The 25,047-nt window shown below is 34.1% G+C and carries 15 protein-coding genes and 1 tRNA gene; 12 read left to right on the top strand and 4 right to left on the bottom strand.

Annotation, left to right across the window (positions count from 1 at the left end; translation table 11 throughout):
* Positions 1-34 precede the first annotated feature (34 nt).
* The 7 genes from ACFO3N_RS03285 to ypfJ all read left to right on the top strand — a co-directional run bounded on the left by ACFO3N_RS03285 (position 35) and on the right by ypfJ (position 10,856).
* Complete coding sequence (locus ACFO3N_RS03285) at positions 35-1,462, top strand: L-serine ammonia-lyase (RefSeq protein WP_379795213.1); 1,428 nt, start codon at positions 35-37, stop codon at positions 1,460-1,462.
* Between the two features lie 247 nt (positions 1,463-1,709).
* Positions 1,710-2,528 (top strand): 3-methyl-2-oxobutanoate hydroxymethyltransferase, encoded by an 819-nt coding sequence (panB, locus tag ACFO3N_RS03280; protein ID WP_095928867.1) that lies wholly within the window; start codon positions 1,710-1,712, stop codon positions 2,526-2,528.
* A gap of 176 nt (positions 2,529-2,704) precedes the next feature.
* Positions 2,705-3,394, top strand: coding sequence for an RluA family pseudouridine synthase (locus ACFO3N_RS03275; RefSeq protein WP_379795212.1), 690 nt, complete (start codon positions 2,705-2,707; stop codon positions 3,392-3,394).
* Between the two features lie 77 nt (positions 3,395-3,471).
* Positions 3,472-4,800 (top strand): aldehyde dehydrogenase, encoded by a 1,329-nt coding sequence (locus ACFO3N_RS03270; RefSeq protein ID WP_379795211.1) that lies wholly within the window; start codon positions 3,472-3,474, stop codon positions 4,798-4,800.
* 121 nt (positions 4,801-4,921) lie between these two features.
* Entirely contained in the window at positions 4,922-5,719 is a 798-nt protein-coding gene (locus ACFO3N_RS03265; RefSeq protein ID WP_379795210.1) for a DUF2189 domain-containing protein, read from the top strand.
* Between the two features lie 89 nt (positions 5,720-5,808).
* Positions 5,809-9,861: a PAS domain S-box protein gene (locus ACFO3N_RS03260; protein WP_379795209.1), complete on the top strand. Its 4,053-nt coding sequence runs from the start codon at positions 5,809-5,811 to the stop codon at positions 9,859-9,861.
* 140 nt (positions 9,862-10,001) lie between these two features.
* A complete protein-coding gene (gene ypfJ, locus ACFO3N_RS03255; protein WP_095928872.1) occupies positions 10,002-10,856 on the top strand; it encodes a KPN_02809 family neutral zinc metallopeptidase in 855 nt (284 codons plus the stop codon).
* Between the two features lie 432 nt (positions 10,857-11,288).
* On the opposite strand, the gene ACFO3N_RS03250 is transcribed toward ypfJ, so the two are convergent.
* The 4 genes from ACFO3N_RS03250 to ACFO3N_RS03235 all read right to left on the bottom strand — a co-directional run bounded on the left by ACFO3N_RS03250 (position 11,289) and on the right by ACFO3N_RS03235 (position 13,864).
* Positions 11,289-11,362: transfer RNA gene (locus tag ACFO3N_RS03250), tRNA-His, on the bottom strand.
* A gap of 79 nt (positions 11,363-11,441) precedes the next feature.
* On the bottom strand, positions 11,442-12,158 hold the full coding sequence (bshB1, locus tag ACFO3N_RS03245; RefSeq protein ID WP_379795208.1) for a bacillithiol biosynthesis deacetylase BshB1: 717 nt from the start codon (positions 12,156-12,158) through the stop codon (positions 11,442-11,444).
* Between the two features lie 201 nt (positions 12,159-12,359).
* Positions 12,360-13,430, bottom strand: coding sequence for a chorismate-binding protein (locus ACFO3N_RS03240; RefSeq protein WP_379795207.1), 1,071 nt, complete (start codon positions 13,428-13,430; stop codon positions 12,360-12,362).
* Between the two features lie 2 nt (positions 13,431-13,432).
* Entirely contained in the window at positions 13,433-13,864 is a 432-nt protein-coding gene (locus tag ACFO3N_RS03235) for a PaaI family thioesterase (RefSeq protein ID WP_095928875.1), read from the bottom strand.
* Positions 13,865-14,125: 261 nt separating this feature from the next.
* On the opposite strand from ACFO3N_RS03235, the gene ACFO3N_RS03230 reads away from it, so the two are divergent.
* The 5 genes from ACFO3N_RS03230 to ACFO3N_RS03210 all read left to right on the top strand — a co-directional run bounded on the left by ACFO3N_RS03230 (position 14,126) and on the right by ACFO3N_RS03210 (position 24,922).
* Entirely contained in the window at positions 14,126-15,637 is a 1,512-nt protein-coding gene (locus ACFO3N_RS03230) for a hypothetical protein (RefSeq protein ID WP_379795206.1), read from the top strand.
* A gap of 452 nt (positions 15,638-16,089) precedes the next feature.
* Positions 16,090-19,761, top strand: a complete 3,672-nt coding sequence (gene purL / locus ACFO3N_RS03225; protein ID WP_379795205.1) for a phosphoribosylformylglycinamidine synthase — start codon at positions 16,090-16,092, stop codon at positions 19,759-19,761.
* Positions 19,762-19,983: 222 nt separating this feature from the next.
* A complete protein-coding gene (locus ACFO3N_RS03220) occupies positions 19,984-22,392 on the top strand; it encodes a TonB-dependent receptor domain-containing protein (RefSeq protein ID WP_379795204.1) in 2,409 nt (802 codons plus the stop codon).
* Between the two features lie 142 nt (positions 22,393-22,534).
* The gene (locus ACFO3N_RS03215) at positions 22,535-22,966 is read left to right on the top strand and encodes a hypothetical protein (protein WP_379795203.1); all 432 of its coding nucleotides are present in this window, start codon (positions 22,535-22,537) and stop codon (positions 22,964-22,966) included.
* Between the two features lie 177 nt (positions 22,967-23,143).
* Positions 23,144-24,922 carry an AMP-dependent synthetase/ligase gene (locus ACFO3N_RS03210; protein ID WP_379795202.1) on the top strand — a complete coding sequence of 593 codons (1,779 nt, stop codon included), beginning with the start codon at positions 23,144-23,146 and terminating at the stop codon, positions 24,920-24,922.
* The last annotated feature ends 125 nt before the right edge of the window (positions 24,923-25,047 follow it).

The following is a 25,047-nucleotide window of genomic DNA, read 5'->3' as shown; positions in this document are numbered from 1 at the left end:
ATTCGATTATCTTTGTCTTAACAAAAAATGAACAATGGAAGAATGTATCTCTGTTTTTGATATGCTTAAAATTGGTGTTGGCCCTTCAAGCTCACACACTTTGGGTCCTTGGCGCGCTGCGGAACGCTTTCTAGAAGAACTGAAAGAAGAAGCAATTTTAGACGATATTACAAGGGTAAAAGTCGATTTATATGGCTCACTTTCTTTAACTGGAAAAGGCCATGCAACAGATCTTGCGGTAATGCTAGGATTAAGCGGACAAGATCCTGAATATATTCCTGTAGAAGACATTGCAGGAATTATTAAAAAAATCGAAACCACAAACGAAATCAATTTGGGCAACCAAAAAGTGATTCCTTTCTTTTTTCTTCAAGACATTGTTTTTAATAAAGACTTTCTTCCGTTTCACGCAAACGGACTGAAATTTACGGCTTACCAATCTGACGATTCAGAATACGAATCGACTTTTTATTCTATAGGTGGTGGCTTTGTGGTAAAAGAAGAACGTACAAATGCGAAACTGAAAGAGGTTATAAAATGCGCCTTTCCTTATCCCATTCAAAACGCAGCAGAATTATTGAATTATACCGTTACTGAAAATAAATCGATTTCTGAAATTGTATACGAAAATGAAATTTCGATGCGTCCAGAAGCCGAAGTGCATTCTGAATTAATGCGTATTTGGAACACGATGTTGGAATGCATGTACATTGGTTGCCATTCTGAAGGAATTCTTCCAGGCGGACTTCACGTACGAAGAAGAGCTTTTGATATGCACCAAAACTTAATTGGATTATCTAATTACAATGACCCGCAAAGCTGGTTGGAAGAAATTAGAAAAACGGAAGTTAAATTCCGTCAAATCTTAAAATGGGTAAGCTGTTTTGCCCTTGCAGTTAATGAAGTAAATGCTTCTTTAGGCCGTGTGGTTACTGCTCCTACCAACGGAAGTTCGGGTGTAATTCCCGCTGTTTTAATGTACTACATGGTTATTGAAAACCATAATGCAGGCGAAAAAGAAATCAAACAATTTTTGATGGTGGCTGGTGAAATTGGAAGTATCTTTAAAAAAGGTTCTACTATTTCTGCAGCAATGGGCGGATGTCAAGCTGAGATTGGCGTTTCGTCTTCGATGGCTGCGGCTGCTCTTTGCGAATTAATGGGCGGAACTCCTGCTCAAGTTCTTATGGCTGCTGAAATTGCCATGGAACATCATTTAGGTTTAACCTGCGATCCTATTGGCGGTTTAGTTCAAATTCCATGTATCGAAAGAAATACAATGGGTGCCATTAAAGCCATAAACGCTGCTGAATTAGCTTTAGAAACCGATTCTAAAAATGCTAAAGTTCCATTAGACAAAGTGATTAACACCATGTGGGAAACAGCAAAAGATATGAATTCAAAATACAAAGAAACCTCTGAAGGAGGTCTTGCCATTGCTGTAAACATGGCTGATTGCTAAAACTTAAAGTTTGCCACGAATTCCTCGAATTAGCACTAATTTAAATACAAAAGTAATTCGTGAAAATTGGAAAAATTCGTGGCAAAGAATATTAAAATCACTACACAATTACTCTATTGTAATAGGAAACAGTCCATTTCTATTAGGATTTAAAGACCGAAAACCATTTTCTCTCGAAATATTCTATAATTGCTAATTCCCTTTTTACAATTATTCAATACTTTTACAACATCAAAAAAACATTAAAATGTCAGTAGCAAAAAAAGATTATAAAAGAATCACAACAAAGTCATTAATTGAAATGAAAAGCAACGGAGAGAAAATCTCTATGCTTACTGCGTATGATTATACAATGGCAAAAATTGTTGATACCGCTGGTATCGATGTAATTTTAGTTGGTGATTCGGCATCAAATGTAATGGCTGGTCACGAAACGACTTTGCCAATTACTTTAGATCAAATGATATATCATGCTTCTTCTGTAGTTCGAGCTGTAGAAAGAGGTTTAGTTGTAGTTGACTTGCCTTTTGGAAGTTACCAATCTGATCCAAAAGAAGCTTTACGTTCTTCTATCAGAATTATGAAAGAAAGTGGGGCTCATGCTGTAAAATTAGAAGGCGGAAAAGAAATTAAAGAATCTATTAAAAAAATATTACACGCAGGTATTCCTGTAATGGGGCACTTAGGTTTAACACCTCAATCTATCTACAAATTCGGAACTTACAGTGTTCGCGCTAAAGAAGAAGAAGAAGCTGAAAAATTGATTGAAGATGCTCAAATGCTTGAAAAAGTAGGCTGTTTTGCTGTTGTTTTAGAAAAGATCCCAGCAGATCTGGCTAAAAAAGTAGCTGAAAGCATTTCTATTCCAGTAATCGGAATTGGAGCTGGAGGCGGTGTTGACGGTCAGGTTTTAGTAATTCACGATATGTTGGGAATGAACAATGAATTTAGCCCACGTTTCTTACGCCGCTACTTAAATCTTTACGACGAAATGACAAAAGCAATTGGTCAATACGCTGCAGATGTTAAGGCTAGTGATTTCCCGAACGAAAAGGAACAGTATTAATTTTTAAGATACTAAGGTTCTGAGTTGCTAAGGTTCTAAGTTTTTAGGTTCAAAGAGACATAGTAGCAAAGGTTCAAAGATTTTTATAAATTGCCTCCAGCTTTAGCTGGAGGTTTATTTTTAAGATATGTTAAAGGCTTTAGCCAAACTTTTTCAATTTAAAATTTCACTTCAAAATGAAAATTATTTCAGACAAAAACAATCTACAAATTCTGCACGAAGACAACCACATTATTGTGGTCAACAAACGTGTGGGTGATATTGTACAAGGTGATAAAACGGGCGACAAACCTTTGTCTGATGTTGTGAAAGAATATATTAAAGCAAAATACAACAAACCCGGAGATGTTTTCTTGGGTGTAATCCATCGATTAGACAGACCTACAACTGGAATCGTTGTTTTTGCTAGAACCAGCAAAGCTTTATCGCGTATGAATGAATTGTTCAGTAATCGCGAAACCCAAAAAACATATTGGGCTGTTGTCAAAAATAAACCAAAGGAAGCAAAAGCAAAATTGGTTCATTATTTAAAAAGAAACGAAAAAAACAACACTTCAAAAGCACATTTAAAAGAAGTTCCAGATAGCAAATTGGCCAGTTTAGATTACACTATAATAAAAGAACTTCAGAATTATACCGCTCTGGAAATCAATTTGCATACGGGTCGTCATCATCAAATTCGTGCACAATTAAGTGCAATCGGATCGCCAATTAAAGGAGATTTAAAATATGGCGCAGACCGAAGCAATCCCGATGGAGGAATCCATCTTCATGCCCGAAAACTAACTTTTGTCCATCCTGTTTCAAAAGAGAATATCACAATTATTGCCCCTACTCCAGATGATCCTATTTGGAATGCTGTCTGATTTTTATGATTTAATTGTTAATTTTTTAAATTTTATCGATTAACTTGCATAGAGAAAAAACAAGCAAATCGAAAAAAATGGACTTTAAAAGCGACATCGGATATCGAAAGGAAACTCTCAAAAAGTTATTATATAATATTCAAAAAAGCGAAGATTTAATTGTAAAAGCTTTATATGATGACTTTAAAAAACCAGAGTTCGAAGCTGTTTTAACCGAAACGAATTACGTTATTTCAGAACTTAAGGATACAATTAAAAACCTGAATAAATGGGCAAAACCAAAACGCGTTTTTCCATCTCTTATTAATTTTCCCTCTTCCGATTATCTCTATAAAGAACCTTATGGAGATGTATTAATCATTGCTCCATGGAATTACCCTTTTCAGCTTGCTTTGTGTCCGCTCGTAGCTGCAGTTGCTGCAGGAAATAGAGTCGTTTTAAAACCATCTGAACTTACCCCTCATACCTCTGCCATAATTGCAAAAATTATAGAAAAAACGTTTCACGTTAAGCACGTAGAAGTTTTTGAAGGTGGTGTTGATGTTTCTAATAAACTATTGGCGCAGCGCTGGGATTATATCTTTTTTACAGGAAGCGTTGCTGTTGGCAAAATTGTTGCAAAAGCGGCAGCCGAAAATCTAACTCCCGTTACTCTTGAATTAGGCGGAAAAAACCCTTGCATTATTGATGAAACAGCCAATTTAAAACTGGCTGCCAAACGAATTGTTTGGGGAAAATTTATCAACGCGGGACAAACTTGCATTGCACCCGACTATATCCTAATTCAAAAAAACATGAAAGTCAATTTCATTTCTTATATGATCGAAGAAATTATAAAAGCCTATGGAAAGAAAATTGACAAATCTCCCGATTTTGCGCGAATTATAAACACAAAAAACTGGTATCGATTGACCAATATGATTCAAGGTGAGCACATTTTGTTTGGTGGAGAAAGCAATGCTAGCCAACTTTATATTGCGCCTACTCTTCTTGAAGAACCAGATTTGGACAGTGCCGTTATGAAAGAAGAGATCTTTGGCCCTATTTTGCCGATTCTTGTTTACGAAAATGAAAGTGACATCGAAAATGTTGTGAGTCGTTATGAGAAACCTCTTTCATTTTACATTTTTAGCGAAAATAATTCATTTGCAAAGAAATTAATTTCGAAATACTCTTTCGGAGGCGGATGTATCAACGATACCGTTATTCATTTCTCTAACAACAGACTGCCTTTTGGCGGTGTCGGATATAGTGGAATCGGTGCTTATCATGGTAAACGAAGCTTCGACACATTTTCTCACCATAAAGCAATTGTTAAAAAAGGCAATTGGCTTGATTTGCCTATGCGCTACGCACCTTACAAAGACAAATTGGGCCCAATAAAACGAATTTTAGACTGGCTGTAACAGTAGCTAAAAACATTTTGGAATGTTTTGTAGATTTTTATACGGAATTGATTAAAAATATTATATTTACGTCAAGATACCTTTCAAATATTACAAGTCTATAAAACAATCTTACATAAAAATGAAATCTACACTTAACCAAATTGAGGACATTAAAAAAAATGGCTTTTCCCTTGATTTTGCTACGGTTTTTAATCACGCTTTCGAAAATTATAAAAAAATAGCACTTTACTCGGGGCTTATCATCCTAGTTTTTTCAATTATTGCAGCCGTCGCTTTTATGGGTATAATGATTGCCTATTTTGGTGCCGAGGCGATGACGAAAGATTTCATTCAAAATTTTGAGAATCAACAATTCACTTCAATTCAACTCGTAATTCAAACCGTTGCTGTTTCTTTGGTTGCAGGAATTACAGCTCCTTTTGGTGCTGGTTTCCTAAAAATGGCCGATTCTGCGGATAAAGATATCGAGTTCAATGTTTCCACTATTTTCACTTATTACAAAGCACCCTATTTTGCACAAATTTTTGTTGCAGCTTTTATTCCAGCAATTTTAGGAACTGCGATTGCCAATTTAATCGAAAGTTCGGGAATTGTATTTGTTGGAAACATCATTTCGTTTATGGTTTCTTACTTTATGTATCTTTCCATTCCATTGATTGTTTTTGGAAACCTTAAAGCAATAGATGCTATAAAATCTAGCCTCATTATCGTTACAAAAAATCCGCTTAACATATTTGCTTTTTTTATCATAGGTTTTCTTGGTTCAATGGTTGGATTTATTGGCTGTTGCGTCGGAATTATATTTACGGTCGTTTTTAACAGTTCTATGATTTATGCGACTTATTTTGCCATTTTCGGAACACAATCTGAAGAAGAAGATTCAATTGATTCAATCGGAAAATACAATGTAGATTAAAACCGAAAATTCTTATTTACCGAGAACTTAACCACTTCTTTTAAGAATTTTCAAAAGGCTATTTACTAAACCAACATACCCCAAATTCTATGGTCGCAAACTATAGTTTTTTCACTTCGGTTATTTCAGGAATTTCCACTGTCGGGAGTACCTTAGAATCAATTATGACTGGATGGTATGTTTTTAATTCCGATATCATTTACTATAACAACCATAAACTTTTTGTTTTAGGTTTATCGCTTTTTGCCTTCCTTTCGCTCTTGGTTTATCAATTTTTTAGAATTAAAGCTAAAATTGGATATTTCATCGAAAAGAAGAAAGAACAAGATGCTGTTGGAAGAGAATACCAGCTTTATATCTTATTTTTTGGTATTGCGGTAATTGTAATCGAAATCATAAATGAAATTTTCAAAATAAGACCCAAAAGCCTCTTAATTGTAAATGTATCAATTGGGGTTTTGGTACTTGTCATTTACACAATAACAGATAAAATTAAATGGATACGAGATAAAATCCAGCAGATTTTTATTTCTAGTTTTTTTATTTACATCAGTTACGTAGCCTACAACATTGTTACACTAAAAAATGATGTTGTACCCATTATTGTTTTCCTGATTTCTTTTTTCTTTTCGTACAGCATTCTTAAACCCATAAAAATTTATTGGGCCTTTGTGGCTTTAACGTTTACCTTCCTAATTACAACGTTAGCATTTCAACTTATTCCAATAAAATCTTCGATCTTACTGCTTAATTTCTGCATTCTAATTTTCATTATAAATCAAGTAAAATATGCAGTTTTATTAAACAATCGCGACAATTTTAGATTTGCAAACGAAATCGTTCATAAAGGAAATTCACTTACAATAGCATCCAATCAAAAAGGTGAAATACTTTTCTGTAGTGAAACCGTAACTCCTATTTTAGGATACCAACCCGATCAAGTTATGGGTTTGAAATTCTGGGAATTAACCCATGATTTAGAATCAGAAGAAAAATTCAATCCTGTTAGAGACCAAGAAAACAAACTTTATATTAGAAAATTAAAAACCGAAAACGGCGAATACAAATACATTCAATGGAAAGATAAAAAGTTTTCAGACGATTTAATTATTAGCATTGGGCAAGATGTTACCGAACAAGTTATCGTTCAGGATCAATACAAAAACCTAATTGAAACGGCCACCGATATTATTTTTGAAATAGACGCAGAAGGTCATTTTACTTTTATAAATGAATTTGGTATTTCTGCTCTTGGATATTCTCAAAACGAAATAATCAAAAAACACTATTCCAATTTTATTCATGATAATTACATCAATAGCGCCGTAGATTTTTACGAAAATTTGGTTCTCAATGAAAACAATTATCCCATTATTGAAATTCCTATTTTGAAGAAAAATGGTGAAGAAATATGGATGTCTCAAAAAATTATTGTTCGTAAAAATGAATTAGGATTAACAATTGGCTTCTCTGGAATTGCAAGAGATATTACCGAGAAAAAAAATATCGAAAACGAGAAAAAAAGACGTCTTAAAAAAATTGAAGCCTATAACAATTCAACCAAAAAATTATCAACTACAGATTTTAGCAAGTACAACGAATTAAATACTGTCATCGATTTAATATTAAAAGAAGCTGCTTCTATAAGCAACACTAACCGCGTAAGTTTTTGGAAATATGATGATGATTTAATTACCTGTAAAAATCTTTTTAGCCTTGACAATCAAAGTTTAAGCGACAAAAACATTTTAAATAAAGAGTCCTATCCTATTTATTTTGAAACCTTAAACAATAAAGCAATTATAAACGCGCCAGACGTATTCAATAAATTGGAAACATCTGAGTTTCAAAAGCTTTATTTTACAAAAAACAATATCAAATCAATGCTAGATGTGCCTATTTTTTTAACAGGCCAATTAGCAGGTGTTGCGTGTTTTGAAAGCACAGAACAAAAACGAGAATGGGACAATGAAGACATTAATTATGCGAGAACCATATCTGATGTAATTTCTCTTGCCATTTCTTCGCAAATGCGTTTAGAGGCAGAAAGAAAATTGGAACTTAAAAGCCAGCTTTTATCCGCGCTTTCATTATGTACAGAGAAGTTTCTGCTCAGCAAAACGACTCATCAAATGTTTCAGGAAACGTTCAATATTATAGGAAAAGCAGCCAAAGTAGATCATATGTATTATTACGAAAAAGATGCGATCTATAATACTGTAAGTCAAAAATATAAATGGTCACGAGAGGGCGTTGTCCATCAGATTACCCCTTTGCATCATATGACAGAAGAAAATCTTCAAGAAATATATGATGTCGCATCGCAAAGAAAAATCCTAAATATATTTACAAGAAATCTTAATGAAGGTTTTTTCAAAAAACTTCTCATTGACAATGAAATACAATCTATCTTAATTTTACCTATTTATATTAATGATCTTTTTACAGGTTTTATTGGTTTTGATGATTGTACAACCGAAAGAAAATGGACTGAAGATGAAATAAACATTTTTCAGGTATTGGCCAATAATATTTCATCGGCCTTAGAAAGAAACCGTAATGAAACTAAAATTATTGAAAGTGAAGAGAAATTTAAACTGATTGCAAACAATATTCCTGGAACAGTTTATTTATCAAAATTTGATGCTTTCTCGACCAAAATATTCTTAAACGATGAAGTTTTAAATCTTACCGGATATTCAAAATCTGAATTCATTGAAAATAATTTGTCTTTTCTATCGTTAATTCATCCAGATGACAAAGAAGAAGTAATCAACAATCAAATCGATAATCTACAGCACGGAATGCCTTTACACAATGTGTATCGCATTCAGCGTAAAAGTGGCGAATTTATTTGGATAGAAGAATTTGGAGATGTAATTAAGCGAGACGATGAAATTGAATTTGTAGGCGGAATCTATTTTGACATTACAAGTAAAAAAGAAATAGAAGACGCGATAAAAGCCAAACAGCTTGCTGAAGCGGCAAACAAATCAAAATCGGACTTCTTGGCTAATATGTCGCACGAAATTAGAACTCCTCTAAACGGAATTATTGGTTTTACACACTTATTAATGAAAACGGATTTGGAGGAAATTCAAGAAAAATACATGACTACAATTAACCAGTCGGCTCATTCCCTTCTTGAAATTATAAATGATATTTTGGATTTCTCAAAAATTGAAGCAGGAAAACTGGAACTTTTTATTGATTTATACGACATAAAAAAAATCTTAGGACAAGTTTTCGATTTAATTGTTTACGAGTCTAATAAAAAAAATCTGGAACTGGAATTGAATATTGATCCAGATGTTCCCAAATATATCTGGACAGATATTGTTCGTCTCAAACAGATTTTGATTAACCTGCTTTCAAATGCGGTTAAATTTACAACAGAAGGTTCTATCAAACTAAACGTTTCGGTTTTAGAAAAGAACCATGGCAACCATTGCATTATCCGTTTTGCTGTAATTGATACCGGAATTGGAATTCTTGAAAAAAATCAGAAAAAAATATTCAAAGCTTTTCTGCAAGAAGACAGCTCAACAACAAGAAAATTTGGAGGAACAGGATTAGGATTAACGATATCTAACCAATTGCTTGCTTTAATGGAAAGCCGTTTACAGCTGGAAAGTAAAATTGACGAAGGAAGTACTTTTTTCTTTGATTTAAATTTAAAAACAAGCAATCACAGCATTAATGATAAATATAATGCCGAGCTTAAAAGTTTGAATATTGACTTAGATTCTGACGAAATTGAGATAAACGACAACAATATTACCTTTTTAATTGTAGAAGATAATAAAGTAAACATGCTTCTTCTAAAGACAATTATAAAAAATCTATATCATAATGCTTTTATTTTCGAATGCGAAAACGGTTATGAAGCCATTCAGCAATTTGAAAAAATTAATCCGACCATTATTTTTATGGATATTCAGATGCCAATTATGAATGGTTACGAAACTGCAAAAGCAATTAGAAATACCAAGAAGGGCCGTGATGTTCCTATTATTGCCGTGACAGCAGGCGCGGAAAAAGAAGAACGAAACAAATGTATTTCGGCCGGAATGGATGATTACATTTCTAAACCAATTATGAAAGGAAGTGTTGAAGAAGCACTAGTTAAATGGCTAGGGTGATTTTTTTAGTTTCAGATTGTTTGCTAAAACTAAAAACTGCGACTGATAACAAAACATAAACCTTTCAATTGTAAAATTTATCATAAAAAATCTATAAATTCGTACAACGTTTTAAATAACAAGTTAAAAAACAATTCAATATGAAATGGCAAGGCAGAAGGCAAAGTGATAATGTCGAAGACAGAAGATCAATTTCTGGTGGAGGAAAAGCAATAATTGGCGGAGGAGTTATTGGGATCATTGTTTTGCTTCTAAATGTTTTTGGCGGCGAAACAGGTCAGCAAATAGCGCCAATACTAGAACAAATGCAAGGCGGACAAGGACAACAAACTGAAGCTGCAGCTCCGTTAAGCAAGGAAGACGAAGAAATGGGAAATTATGTAAGAACTTTATTAGCGTACAATGAAGATACGTGGACAAAGATTTTTGCAGAGCATGGAATGACATACGAAAAGCCAAAATTAGTTCTCTTTAAAGGCGCTGTACAAACTGCCTGCGGTGGGGCATCATCTGCTTCGGGGCCTTTTTATTGTCCAGGTGACCGCAAAGTATATATGGATTTAGATTTCTTTGAAGAATTAAAAACTAAATTTGGTGCAAAAGGAGGCGATTTTGCCATTGCATACGTTATTGCGCATGAAATTGGCCATCACATTCAAACTTTAATGGGAACATCTTCTAAAATGCGTCAGATGCAGCAAGGAAAAAGTGACGCCGAAGCTAATAAATTATCTGTAGCATTAGAATTACAGGCTGATTTTTATGCTGGAGTTTGGGCACATGATAATCAAAAAGATCTTGATGTTGGAGATATTGATGAAGCTTTAAGTGCAGCAAATGCAGTTGGAGATGATGCAATACAAAGTAAAATGCAAGGACACGTTGTTCCCGATTCTTTTACTCACGGAACTTCAGAGCAAAGAATGTACTGGTTTAAAAAAGGTTTTAAAACTGGAGATATAAATCAAGGCAATACATTTGAAGAAATTCGATAATACATAAAACCAAATATAATAACCACCAAAAAAAGCCCAACTTAGCAGTTGGGCTTTTTTAATGAAATTCCAATAAAAAGATTCCAAATTCCAATCTTTAATTACATTGAAGAACTAAAGAATTACAAAAAAAATCCTTGTTATCCTTAAATTATTCATCAGCATATAAAAACATAACCAGCGGTTGAAACCGCTGGAACGCAACGTTACCACAATGCATATCCTTATCGTTCCCGCGGTTGAAACCGCGGGCTATATTTTGAAATACTAAGTTTTTAATTCAAGCTTTCTTTAATAAAATTCCAATAAAAAAATTCCAAATTCCAAGTTGTTCTACTTTTGGAATTTGGAATTTTTTTATTGGAATTTTGCTTTTTTTGTTTTCGTCAGAAAACAAAAAAAGCCTTGAATTTCTTCAAGGCTTCTTATCTGGGTGGCTGACCGGGTTCGAACCGGCGACCCGCGGCACCACAAACCGCTACTCTAACCAGCTGAGCTACAACCACCATTTTTCTGCTTAGCGAGTGCAAATATAGAACAAAGGTTGAGTTCTACAAAGAAAAAAATGAAAAATTTTTATAAAAATTACATCAAATTTTCTAAGCTATTGACTGCCAAACACCTTTCAACCGTAAAACCTTCTGCAAAATCTTTCCCAACTAACCTTCCTAAGTCCTGCGCGCGATAATTTAAGCTTTCAAAAAAGTTTTTACTCGTAATTGGCGTCGAAGGTTCTTTTGAATTCGGATCGTAAAATTGAGTTTTGTATGCCATAATCGCTTCAACCTTCTTTTCTTCAAATCCTGTAATGTCTACAACGAAATCTGGTTCTAGATTTTTCCATTGAATATAATGGTACACCACTTTAGGCCTCCACGCCTCTTGTGGCACTCCATCAATCGAAGTTTCAATTTTCATTAACCCTGAAAGAAAACAAGAATCAGAAACCAGTTTGCTTCCTTTTCCGTGATCGATATGACGATCGTCGACTGCATTGCATAATACAATCTCAGGTTTGTACTTACGGATCATTTTTATGACTTCTAATTGATGTTTTTCGTCATTAACAAAAAATCCGTCACGCATTGCTAAATTTTCACGCACAACAACCCCTAAAATCTTTGCTGCATCTTTTGCTTCCTGATCTCTAGTTTCTGCTGTTCCGCGTGTACCTAATTCACCACGCGTCAAATCTACAATACCTACTTTTTTCCCTAGGGAAACTTCTTTCAAAATGGTTCCAGCACAACCTAATTCTACATCGTCTGGATGTGCCCCAAAGGCTAATATGTCTAATTTCATAATTTTTAATATCAATATCAAAAATCAATTTCAATTACAATTCTGAAAATGATTTTTTTGTTTGTTTTGTTTCAGGTTTAAAGTTTCAAGTTTATAGGTTGCTTTCAAGTTGTCAGGCTGAGCGGAGTCGAAGCCCTTTACGATATGCCCTTCGACTTCGCTCAGGGAGACACACAGCTGAAAACTCATAATTCATAACTTCTAACTCATAACTCTTAAGACCCTTTTCATCGTCATTGACTTATTGACGCTTTCCTCCCATTCTTTTTCTGGAATACTTTCTTTGGTAATACCGCAACCCATATATAAAATCGCTTTTTCGTCCTGAATCTGCATGCATCGTAAATTTACAAATAAATCAGAACTAGCATTATTTCCTTCAAAAGTACTGTTCAATTCACCTAGAAAACCGGTGTAAAAAGTTCTATTGTAATTTTCATTTTCTAAAATAAATGCTTTCGATTTCTTTTTTGGAAGTCCGCACACAGCAGGTGTTGGATGCAGCGTGTCTATTACTTCTTCTAAAGTCGAATTCTCTTTTAAAACTCCAGAAATATCTGTTTTAATATGCCAGATCGATCCTGCTTTTAAACTGTAAGGCTCAGAAACCACAACAGAAGCTGTAAACTCTCGAAGTCTTTTTACAATAAAATCAGTAACAAATTGCTGTTCGTCTTTTTCTTTCTGCTGCCAAACGATTTCTCCTTCTTGATTATCTTTTTGCGTTCCTGCCAAAGCCATCGTTTCAAAAACATTTCCGTTTGCTTTTAGCAGTTTTTCTGGAGTCGCCCCCATCCAAAGTCCAATTTTCGGATGAAAAAAACAATAGCAGAAAGTGGCTGGATATAGCTGAACCAAGTGCTGAAAGGTTTCAATAAAATCAAATTCAGACAAAGGAACTTCTTCACTTCGTGATAAAACCACTTTTTTGAATTCTTCATTTTTAATGGCTTGAATTCCCTGCACTACTAGATATTCATATTGAAATTTAGCTTCAGCATCAAAACTCAAATCGTCAATTTCAATGGGTTCAAATGAAGTCGTTTCTTTTTCGGCGGTAATAATTTCCGATTCCTTTTCAGGAATTAAGATTAATTGTTTTTCATCAAAAGAAGCAAAAACAAAACCTTTTTCACTATAATCCGAAACGGTATTTAGAATATTATTTTGCTGTAAAATCCCAACATAATTTTCTGTATTGGGTTTTGAATAAAGTACAAAAGGTAAATTTTGTTCTTTATGATTTTTAATTTTTAAGAAAAATGAATTCATATTTATTCGCTTTTCTTTCTATCCAAAACCATATTCGTCAATTTGCAAAGCGAAACCAAATTTCCTGCTTCATCGGTAATTTTGATTTCCCAAAGATGAAGACTTCTTCCTTTGTGAATAATTCGGGCTGTTCCGAAAACATAACCCTCGCGAATACTTTTTAGATGATTTGCCGAAATTTCGATACCTCTTACCTCTTGTTCTTTCGGATTGATAAAAAAGAAAGAAGCTGCACTCCCAACACTTTCTGCCAAAGCTACAGAAGCGCCTCCGTGCAACAATCCCATTGGCTGATGAACACTTGGATTTACAGGCATTTTTGCAGTTAAAAAATCTTCTCCGGCATCGATATATTCTATTTTTAGCGTTTCCATCAATGTGTTTTTAGAAAACTCATTACAGCGCGCTAAAATCTGCTCTTTTGTATAATTCATTAAAATAAACTTTAAAATCGTAAAATTAAAGAAAGATAAGACATAAATCTAAAAATCGGATTCTAAAATTAAAAATCAATTATGAACTTGTCAGTTTTTTGCTATTTTTACAAAAACAATCAAAATCAATCTTTGGCTTTTTTTGCCACAGATTACACAGATTAAAAAGATTTTCATCTGTCATCGTACAATTTATTCGCCACGAATTCACGAATTATTCAAATAAAAATTCGTGAATTCGTGGCTAAAAAAAACATTCAAATGCGTCAATACTTTGCACTTTCCATTATTGGTTTAATTTTAGTTTTTAGTTCTTGCAGAACTGATTTTGATACTGTTGCCAGTTCTGGAAATTTAAAGTTCTCAAAAGACACTGTTTACTTAGACACTGTTTTCAAAAATATTGGTTCAAGCACTTACCAATTAAAAGTTTATAATAATAGCAAAAATGATATTTCGATTCCGATTGTACAATTTAAAAAAGGCTTAGATTCTAAATATAGAATGACTGTTGACGGAATGGCGGGCAACAACGGGAAAATTTTTAAAGATGTTACGCTTTTAGCAAAAGACAGTTTGTACATTTTTATAGAAACCACCGCAGATATTACAGATGCGAATCCTGATGATTTTTTATATACCGACGAAATCCAGTTTGACAGTGGCGCAAATTTGCAAGAAGTAGCTTTGGTTACTTTAATCCAAGATGCGGTGTTTTTATACCCAAATCAAAATTCCGACGGGACCAAAGAAAAAATTAAAATTGATGGTAAAGATGTTGATGGATTTTATTTAAATGAAAATGATCCTGCAAATGGAAATGAACTTCTTTTTACAAATGAAAAACCATACGTAATTTATGGCTACGCGGGAGTTCCAGAATTTAAAACCGTAACTTTTCAAGCTGGTGCCAGAGTTCATTTTCATGCCAATTCTGGATTGTATGTTGGCGATAACGCTTCTCTACAAATTAATGGAACAACCTCTACAACTGATAAACTTGAAAATGAAGTAATTTTTGAAGGCGATCGTTTAGAATCGCTTTATTCTGATATTCCTGGACAATGGAAATCGGTTATTTTTTCTAATGGAAGCGCCAATCACACTATCAATCATTTAACTTTGAAAAATGCAGTTATTGGTTTAGACTTGCAAAGTCCTTATAATACATTCGAAATTAAAAACACTCAAATTTATAATTGCGCCGAATACGGAATTTTAGCTCGAGATACTCATGTTATTGCTAGCAATATTGTCATAAACTATGCTGGTTTAGCTTCTCTATCCTGCGTTTATGGTGGAAATTACAACTTTACGCATTGCACCTTTAACAACAATTGGTCAAGCAGTTCTCAAGTTGCAGTAAATTTAAGCAACTCTTTAGCTGGAGCAACTCCAGAAACCAATCCTTTAACCAATGCTATTTTTAATAATTGCATTATTTATGGTTCGGCTACAAACGAATTCAATTTGGATAAAAATCCAAATGCGCCATTTGTCTATCAACTTAATAATTGCCTACTGAAATTCAGCAGTTCGACTAAAGATCCTAATTATCAATTCAAAACAGATACAGAACATTACAGTAATATCATTCTGAATGAAAATCCGAAGTTTTATAATGTGTCTCAGAATAAATTTAATATTGATAAAACCTCTGCCGCTTTCGCGAAAGGAGATCCCGTCTTTATGATTCCAACCGACATTTTAGGAATTACAAGAACTTCGCCGCCTGATTTAGGAGCTTATCAGAATCAGGATTTTCCTAAGTAACTTTTTTTTTGCCACGAAGGCGCTAAGACACAAAGTTTTTTTATAAAGTATCTACATAGTTTGTCATTTCTCCTCCGTCGAAATGACAAAAAATGACGAAAATCTTTGCGGTTCAGATAAAAAATCTTTGCGCCTTTGCGCCTTCGTGGCAAATAAATTATCTACATTCTGCAAATTTCTCGGATTTCCTTTAGAAAAATTTGTAATTAAATTTTAAGAATTCTCTTCTTCATATGAAGTAGTTTTTTGATTGAAATTTGAAAAACAACAAACGTTTACAGGCAAAAATTAAAGATCTAAAAATGTTAAATTTTGGACGCTTTAACTAGCAAAAAAATTGCATTTTCAGGGCAAAAAAGGGCAAAAATAAATAATTAAAAAGGCGTTTATTGTTGCTTTTTTTTTCGGTTTAGATTGACTAAATTTGCACCTCAATACAACAAACTACACAAATGATCCATTTCTTTGAAAACCAAAGCAAAACTGTTTTTGCAGTACAAACGCAAAACGAAATTTCAGCTCAAGACATTTCAAAATTAAACTGGCTTTTTGCCGACGCGAATAAGATCGAAAAATCTGCATTGACAGGTTTCTTTGTTGGTCCTCGCGCTACCATGATTACACCTTGGAGTACAAATGCTGTAGAAATTACTCAAAACATGGGGATTTCTGGCATTATCAGAATCGAAGAATTTCATCCTGCAACGGAAGATTTTACTGATTTTGACCCAATGCTTTCTCAAAAATTCAACGAATTAGATCAAGAAATCTTCACTATCAACATTCAGCCAGAACCAATTTTGGAGATTGATGATATTGCAACTTACAACAAAGTAGAAGGTTTAGCTTTAAGCGAAGAAGAAGTAGAATATTTAAACAATCTTTCGACTAAATTAGGAAGAAAGTTAACTGATTCTGAAATTTTTGCTTTTTCTCAAGCCAATTCAGAACACTGCCGTCACAAAATTTTCAACGGAACTTTTGTTATTGATGGTGAAGAAAAAGAAACTTCTCTTTTCAAATTAATCAAAAAAACATCTCACGAAAATCCTAACGATATTGTGTCTGCTTACAAAGACAACGTTGCTTTTGTAAAAGGGCCAAAAGTGCAGCAATTTGCACCAAAATCGGCAGACAAACCTGATTTTTACGAAATAAAAGAATTCGATTCTGTTATCTCTTTAAAAGCAGAAACACACAATTTCCCAACAACAGTTGAGCCTTTCAACGGAGCTGCAACAGGTTCTGGAGGAGAAATTCGTGACCGTTTAGCCGGAGGACAAGGTTCATTGCCATTAGCAGGAACTGCGGTTTATATGACTTCATATTCTCGTTTGAAGTCCTTCGACTCCGCTCAGGATGACAGAAAATGGGAAAATGCTGTTGAAGAAAGAAAATGGTTGTACCAAACACCAATGGACATTTTAATCAAAGCTTCAAACGGAGCTTCAGATTTCGGAAATAAATTTGGTCAGCCGTTAATTACAGGTTCTGTTTTAACTTTCGAACATTCAGAAAACGACCGTAAAATTGGTTACGATAAAGTAATTATGCAAGCGGGAGGAATTGGTTACGGAAAACTAGATCAATCTATCAAAAAGAAACCACAAAAAGGCGATAAAATCGTAATTCTTGGAGGAGAAAATTATAGAATCGGAATGGGTGGTGCTGCGGTTTCTTCTGCAGATACTGGAGCTTTCGGTTCAGGAATCGAATTAAATGCGATTCAGCGTTCAAACCCTGAAATGCAAAAACGTGCTGCAAACGCGATTCGTGGTTTGGTAGAAAGCGACAATAACCCAATTGTTTCTATTCACGATCACGGAGCTGGAGGACACTTAAACTGTCTTTCTGAGTTAGTGGAAGAAACTGGTGGATTAATCGATTTAGACAAATTACCAGTTGGAGATCCAACGCTTTCTGTAAAAGAAATTATTGGTAACGAATCTCAGGAAAGAATGGGATTGGTTATTGGTCAAAAAGATATTGATACGTTGCAAAGAATTGCCGACAGAGAGCGTTCACCAATGTATCAGGTTGGAGATGTAACGGGAGATCACCGTTTTACTTTCGAATCAAAATCAAATGGTTCAAAACCGATGGATTATGCTTTAGAAGATTTCTTCGGAAGTTCTCCAAAAACGGTTATGACTGATAAAACTATCGATAGAAAATATGCTGATGTTGCTTACAATTCAGCAGATTTCGAAACCTATTTAAAAGACGTTTTACGTTTAGAAGCTGTTGCCTCAAAAGACTGGTTGACTAATAAAGTGGACCGTTGTGTTGGAGGAAAAGTAGCTAAACAACAAAACGCAGGACCGCTTCAATTGCCTTTAAATAATGTTGGAGTTATGGCTCTGGATTATTTAGGTAAAGAAGGAATTGCAACTTCTATTGGACACGCTCCTATCGCTGCTTTGATTGATCCGGTTGCAGGGTCTCGAAATGCTATCGCAGAATCGTTATCAAACATTGTTTGGGCTCCAATTAAAGATGGTTTAAAAGGAATTTCATTATCTGCAAACTGGATGTGGGCTTGTAAAAACGAAGGTGAAGACGCTCGTTTATATGCCGCTGTTGAAGGTTGTTCAGATTTCGCAATCGAATTGGGAATCAATATTCCGACAGGAAAAGATTCACTTTCGATGAAGCAAAAATATCCAAACGACGAAGTAATCGCGCCGGGAACGGTTATTATTTCGGCTGGAGGAAACTGTACCGACATTAGAAAAGTAGTTGAACCTGTTTTACAGAAAAACGGAGATTCTATTTATTATATCAATTTGTCTCAGGATGATTTCAAATTAGGAGGTTCCTCTTTTGCGCAAATCAGAAACACAATCGGAAACGAAACTTCTACTATAAAAGACGCTTCTTTCTTCAAAAATGCTTTTAATACCATTCAGGAATTAATTGGTGAAAACCAAATTTTAGCGGGTCACGATATTGGAAGCGGTGGTTTAATTACTACTTTATTAGAATTGTGTTTTGCTGATGTGAATTTGGGAGCTAAAATTGATTTCAGCGCTTTCGCGGAAAAAGACTTATTGAAAATCCTTTTCGCTGAAAACATCGGAATCGTTTTCCAAGCAAAATCAGATGCTGCCGTTGAAGCTAAATTGAATGCAAACAATATCGAATTCTTCAAAATCGGTTCAGTTCAAGAAACTGCAAGTTTAGAATTTGGAGATTATAAATTGGATATTCCAACTTACAGAGACATTTGGTTTGAGACTTCTTATTTATTAGATCAAAAACAATCTAAAAATGGAAGAGCTCAGGCACGTTTTGAAAACTATAAAAATCAGGTTTTACAATATACTTTCCCTGCACATTTTACAGGAAAAAAACCAGAAATCGACAATTCTAAACCAAGACCAAAAGCGGCTATTATTCGTGAAAAAGGAAGTAATTCTGAACGTGAAATGGCAAATGCTATGTACTTAGCTGGATTTGACGTAAAAGACGTTCACATGACGGATTTAATTTCTGGTCGTGAAACGCTTGAAGATATTCAATTTATCGGAGCCGTTGGAGGATTCTCTAACTCTGATGTTTTAGGTTCTGCTAAAGGTTGGGCGGGAGCTTTCTTATACAATGAAAAAGCAAAAACAGCTTTAGACAAATTCTTCAAAAGAGAAGACACTTTATCAGTTGGAATCTGTAACGGTTGCCAATTGTTTATGGAATTGGAAGTTATTAATCCAGAACACGAAGTTCATGGAAAAATGCACCATAACGAAAGCCAGAAACACGAAAGTATCTTTACTTCTGTAACAGTTCAGGAAAACAATTCAGTGATGTTGTCAACATTAGCTGGAAGTACTTTGGGAGTTTGGGTTTCTCACGGAGAAGGTAAATTCAAATTACCTTATGCAGAAGATCAGTACAACATTGTTTCTAAATATGCTTACGAAGGTTATCCTGCAAACCCGAATGGTTCTGACTACAACACGGCTATGATGTGTGATAAAACAGGAAGACATTTGGTTATGATGCCTCACATTGAGCGTTCGACTTTCCAATGGAACTGGGCACATTATCCAAAAGATAGAAATGACGAGGTTACGCCTTGGCACGAAGCTTTTGTTAATGCCAGAAAATGGATTGAGAAAAACTAAGAAATATATTTTTACTAAAGCGCCCGAATTTTATCGGGCGTTTTTTTTTATAGCCACAGATTAAAAAGATTATCACAGATTTTTTTTAGCAACGCTTAAAATCATTCTAATCCTTTTAATCTGTGGCAAAAAAACATTATTTAAAACGACTCTAAGATTAATTTAATGGTATCTTAAGACAGCTTAAGCAAGCGTAAACATTCTGGTAAATATCTTTGCTACATGAAAAATATTATACGCAAAATATACCTCGCAATCCTCTTATTTACTTTAAGCCAATTTTCTTTTGCTCAAAAAACAGCAATAAAAGGAACCATCACAGACGGAAAAAATCCTGTAGAATTTGTTGATGTAATTTTAAAAAACACAGCCGATTCAACCAAAACCGATAATTACGCCGTTACAGATATTTCTGGAAATTTCTCATTAGAAAATGTAACTTCTGGAGAATATCTACTTCAGTTTAAATTAATTGGTTTTAAAACCAATACTAAAAAAATAAAATATAGTGGTACAGCTATTTCACTTGGAACCATAACTTTGCAAGAAGATGCCAACCAGCTTAATACTGTAGTGGTAAACTCACAGAAAAAACAGATTCAGAAAACAAACGAAGGCTTTATTTTTAATGCTGTTTCGAATATTTCGCAAATGGGCGGAACTGCTACAGATATGCTTAAAAGTATTCCAACGGTTGCCGTCGATGCAGAAGGCGGTATTACGTTAAGAGGAAAATCGCCAATGATTTTGATCAACAGAAAAAATTCGGCTATTACCAATATGGATCAGATTGCTGCGAGCAGTATTGAAAGTATTGAAGTAATTAGTAATCCGACGGCTAAATATGATGCAAATGCCGAAAGCGGTATCATTAATATAAAACTCAAAAAGAACAACCTCAGCGGTACAAATGGTGCTGTAGCATTGGGCGCAGGTTTTGGCGCAAAAGGAAGAGTAAATAGTTCTGTTCTTTTCAATCATAAAACAGAAAAATGGAATTTTGGTTTAGGCTATGACAATCGTTTTGCTGGAAGAACAAAGAAAATAAATGCCGACCGAACCAATTATTTTATTGATGACGAACATTATATTCATCAAAATCGAAACGATGAACGAACTGAAGGCCTTCAGAATCTGAAATTAAATATTGATTTTTCTCCAAATGACAAAAATAGCTTTTCATTTGAAGCACTTGGAAATCTAGAAACTCAAGACAATGACGAGACTTTATACACGCAAGTAAACACAAATGCCAATGCCTTTTTCTCCAATAACAGAAGACATTCATTAGAACTGGAACGTTCAAAAGTTGGCGAACTTGCTTTTACCTATGATCGTAAATTTGATGATGACCGAAGAAGTTTAAATACCTCTATTACTTCTTCTTTCGGAAAACACAGAGAAAATACCGATATTGACACTTATAATTACGATGAATATCAGCAGCAGATTGGTGATGCTTTACTGCAGAGAACACACAATTACGAGAATCAAAATATTTCTAATGCAATTGTAAATTATACTTTTCCAGTTTCTGAAAAATCGATTATAGAAACTGGCTACAAAGGAACTTTTCGATTTTTTAATTCAGATTTTGAAAGCGCTGATATGATCAATGGCGATTATGTTGTAAATCCGTTAGCTAGTAATAGTTTCAAATTTAACGAACAGATAAATGCCGTTTATGGTCTGATGAATTCTTCTATTGGCGATAGCGAAAACCCAAAATGGAAATACAATTTGGGTTTGCGTGCAGAAAATGTTTCCAACACTGGAGCAACACAAAATAACAGTGACCATTTTAGTAATAATTACTTAAAAGTTTTTCCATCGGCTTCCATGCAATTGAATTTAACCCCAGATGAGTTTATTAAACTGGGATACAGCAAACGAATTAACCGCCCTGATCTAGATGATTTAAATCCGTTTATTGACATTACCGATGCGTTAAATCCGCATGGAGGAAATCCATATTTGAAACCTGAAATCATTCATATTGCCGAAATCAGTTATAATAAAAACTGGGGTAACTACTCTTTTTCGACCAATACCTTTTACAGAAATGCAACCGATGCTATCAGACAATATGCACAGCTTTTGGACAATGGAGTGGTTTTACTTCAGCCCCAAAACATTGGAAGCACGGTTACTTATGGTTTAGAAACCATTTTCTCTCTTAAACCAGTTGTTTTTTATGATGCTAATATTAGTTTAACCGCTTTTCAGCAAAACATCAATGCTGACAATTTACCACAGGCCGATGATATTGTAAGCAGTGCCTTCAGCTGGTACGGAAAAGTGATTAACAACTTTGTTCCTTGGAAAGGCGGAAAACTTCAAATTATTGGAAATTATAATTCGGCCGTTGCCACTTCACAAGGAAAAAGAATTCCGATTTATAATGTTGATATGGGATTTCAGCAAAAATTAGGAAAAGGAAATGCCCGTTTAGGTCTAGTTGTAACCGATATATTTAACACTTTAGAAAGCGGTTATAAAAACAATACATTATTATTTAGAAATAGCAGAACTTCAAAATCTGACACAAGAGCTTTGATGGTTACATTTGCTTATACGTTTAGATCTGATTTTAAAGAAAAATTACTAGAAAATCAGTTTTCAACGGAGTAAAAACAGATCTAAAATGATAAAAATGCAAAAATTTCATTCTTGTATTTTCAAGCTATAATTCTATTAAAAATTGGATTATATTCGCCAATAGAAATCAGCTCGACAGATTTCTTACGCCCAAAAACATTTAATCCTACATAGAATGAAATTTTTACATTTATTAGTGGTAACACTATTTTTTACTGCCTTTCAATCACATTCGCAAGTTCAAGTTGATCAGATTATCCATAATTCAAAAGAGCGTTATATTACTACCACAATTGGCTATCCAGTTCCTGGAACTTACGCTCCATTAAACCAAAAGCAACCTATTACAGTTTTAAATCCAGACGGAACAGGTTTTATTCAAGCTGAAGATTTAAGCAAACAAAAAATAAATTGGGGAATTGAATGTACTGAAGAAGGTGTTCCTGTTTTTAAAGAAGGATTCAATAGTGCCTCTTACACATTCTGGTACAGACCAAATGACAGTAATGAATGGTACTATTCTCAATTCTCTATTCATTTTGCTAAGAAAAAAATGTTTTTAATGGGCGAAAGAGTAAAAGTATACGAAGATTATAATGTACAATAGCCTTAAAAAAACGTCTTCAAATTAAATTTTTCTTGATTTTTTTGAAATTTTACGGCGAAAAAGAAAACGTTTTCGTTGATTTTTAATAGTCTTTATAAATTTTCCCATTAAATTTTATAAAACTGAAAATCATACCCAAATTTTATTTAATTTGCAATAAAATTCAATATATTAAACATGGTTTCAATCACACGCCTTTTTGATTTTCCCTATTATCAACAAGAAACTTACAACCTTCCAGTTGCTCTCGCAACCAAAAAAAATGGAGTCTGGGAAAAAACATCCAGTGAAGAATATATTGCAAAAGCAAATGCTATTTCGAGAGCATTATTGCGTATGGGCGTTCAGAAAGATGATAAAATTGCTTTAATTAGTTCAAATAACCGTACCGAGTGGAATATAATGGACATTGGTATTTTGCAGACTGGTGCGCAAAATGTTCCAATTTATCCAACTATTGCAGAAGAAGATTATGAATATATTTTAAACCATAGCGGCAGTATTTATTGTTTCGTTTCTGATGACGAAGTGTTACAAAAAGTAAATGCAATTAAAGCCAATGTACCAACATTGAAAGAGGTATATTCTTTTAATGAAATTAATGGCTGTAAACATTGGTCAGACTTATTGGTTTTAGGCGAAGATGATAGCAATCAAAGCGAAGTTGAAGCTAAAAAAGACAGTATTCAAACAGATGATTTAGCTACTATTATTTATACTTCTGGAACAACAGGAAAACCTAAAGGAGTTATGCTTTCGCACAAAAACATTGTGTCTAATGTTTTAGACAGCTCACCAAGAATTCCATTTGATCCAGGAAAAAGCACCGCTTTAAGCTTCTTGCCTATTTGTCATATTTTTGAAAGAATGATTTTGTATATCTATCAATATTATGGCGTATCGGTTTATTTTGGAGAATCTATTGATAAAATCAGTGACAACTTAAAAGAAGTCCGTCCAACTGTAATTACAGCTGTACCAAGGCTTTTAGAAAAAGTATACGATAAAATTTATGCTAAAGGAGCTGAATTAACCGGTATCAAGAAAAAACTGTTTTTCTGGGCTATCGATTTAGGTTTAAGATATGAACCATACGGAGCAAATGGCGCTTGGTATGAATTTCAGTTAAAAATTGCACGCAAATTAATTTTCAGTAAATGGAAAGAAGGTTTGGGAGGAAACTTAGATTTAATGGTTTCTGGAAGTGCTGCCTTACAGCCGCGCTTGACAAGAGTTTTTGCTGCTGCAGAAATTCCAGTAATGGAAGGTTACGGTTTAACGGAAACTTCTCCGGTAATTGCTGTAAACGATCAAAGAAACAAAGGATTTAAAATTGGAACTGTCGGAAAGCCGATTCGTAATGTAGAAATAAAAATTGCCGAAGATGGAGAGATTTTATTAAAAGGTCCGAACGTAATGTTAGGCTATTATAAAGATCCTGAGAAAACGGCTGAAGCTGTAATTGACGGTTATTTTCATACAGGAGATATTGGAGAAATTGATAGCGAAGGTTTCTTAAAAATTACCGATCGTAAAAAAGAAATGTTCAAGACTTCTGGCGGTAAATATATTGCTCCGCAAATGATCGAAAATGCCATGAAACAATCTCGTTTTATTGAACAGATTATGGTTATTGGTGAAGGCGAAAAAATGCCAGGTGCTTTTATTCAACCCAACTTTGAATTTGTAAAAGAATGGGCAAAAATCCATAAAATTACTTTAGGAAGTTCTGATGCAGAAATCAGTGCTAATGCAGATGTTATCAAACGAATTGATGAAGAAGTAGAAGGCATCAACAAAAAATTCGGACATTGGGAACAAGTAAAACGTTTTGAACTTACACCAGATGTATGGTCAATTGATGGCGGACAGCTTACTCCTACTCTAAAATTGAAACGTAAAATCATTAAAGAAATTTACAAAGATCTTTACGCTAAAATCTACGGAAACAATTAATAAATCAAGATAATATAACCAAAGTGAAAAGGCTGTCTCGTTGAGATAGCCTTTTTTAGTATTACAAAACGGGTATTTTTACTTTGAACATCAAACCATAAATCCTGTATTTTAGCTTTATCTTT

Source organism: Flavobacterium chungangensis (genome assembly GCF_042654045.1).
GTDB classification, from domain to species: Bacteria; Bacteroidota; Bacteroidia; order Flavobacteriales; family Flavobacteriaceae; genus Flavobacterium; species Flavobacterium chungangensis.
The sequence above is the reverse complement of the archived record's forward strand: the minus strand, read 5'-3'. Positions and strand labels throughout refer to the sequence as shown.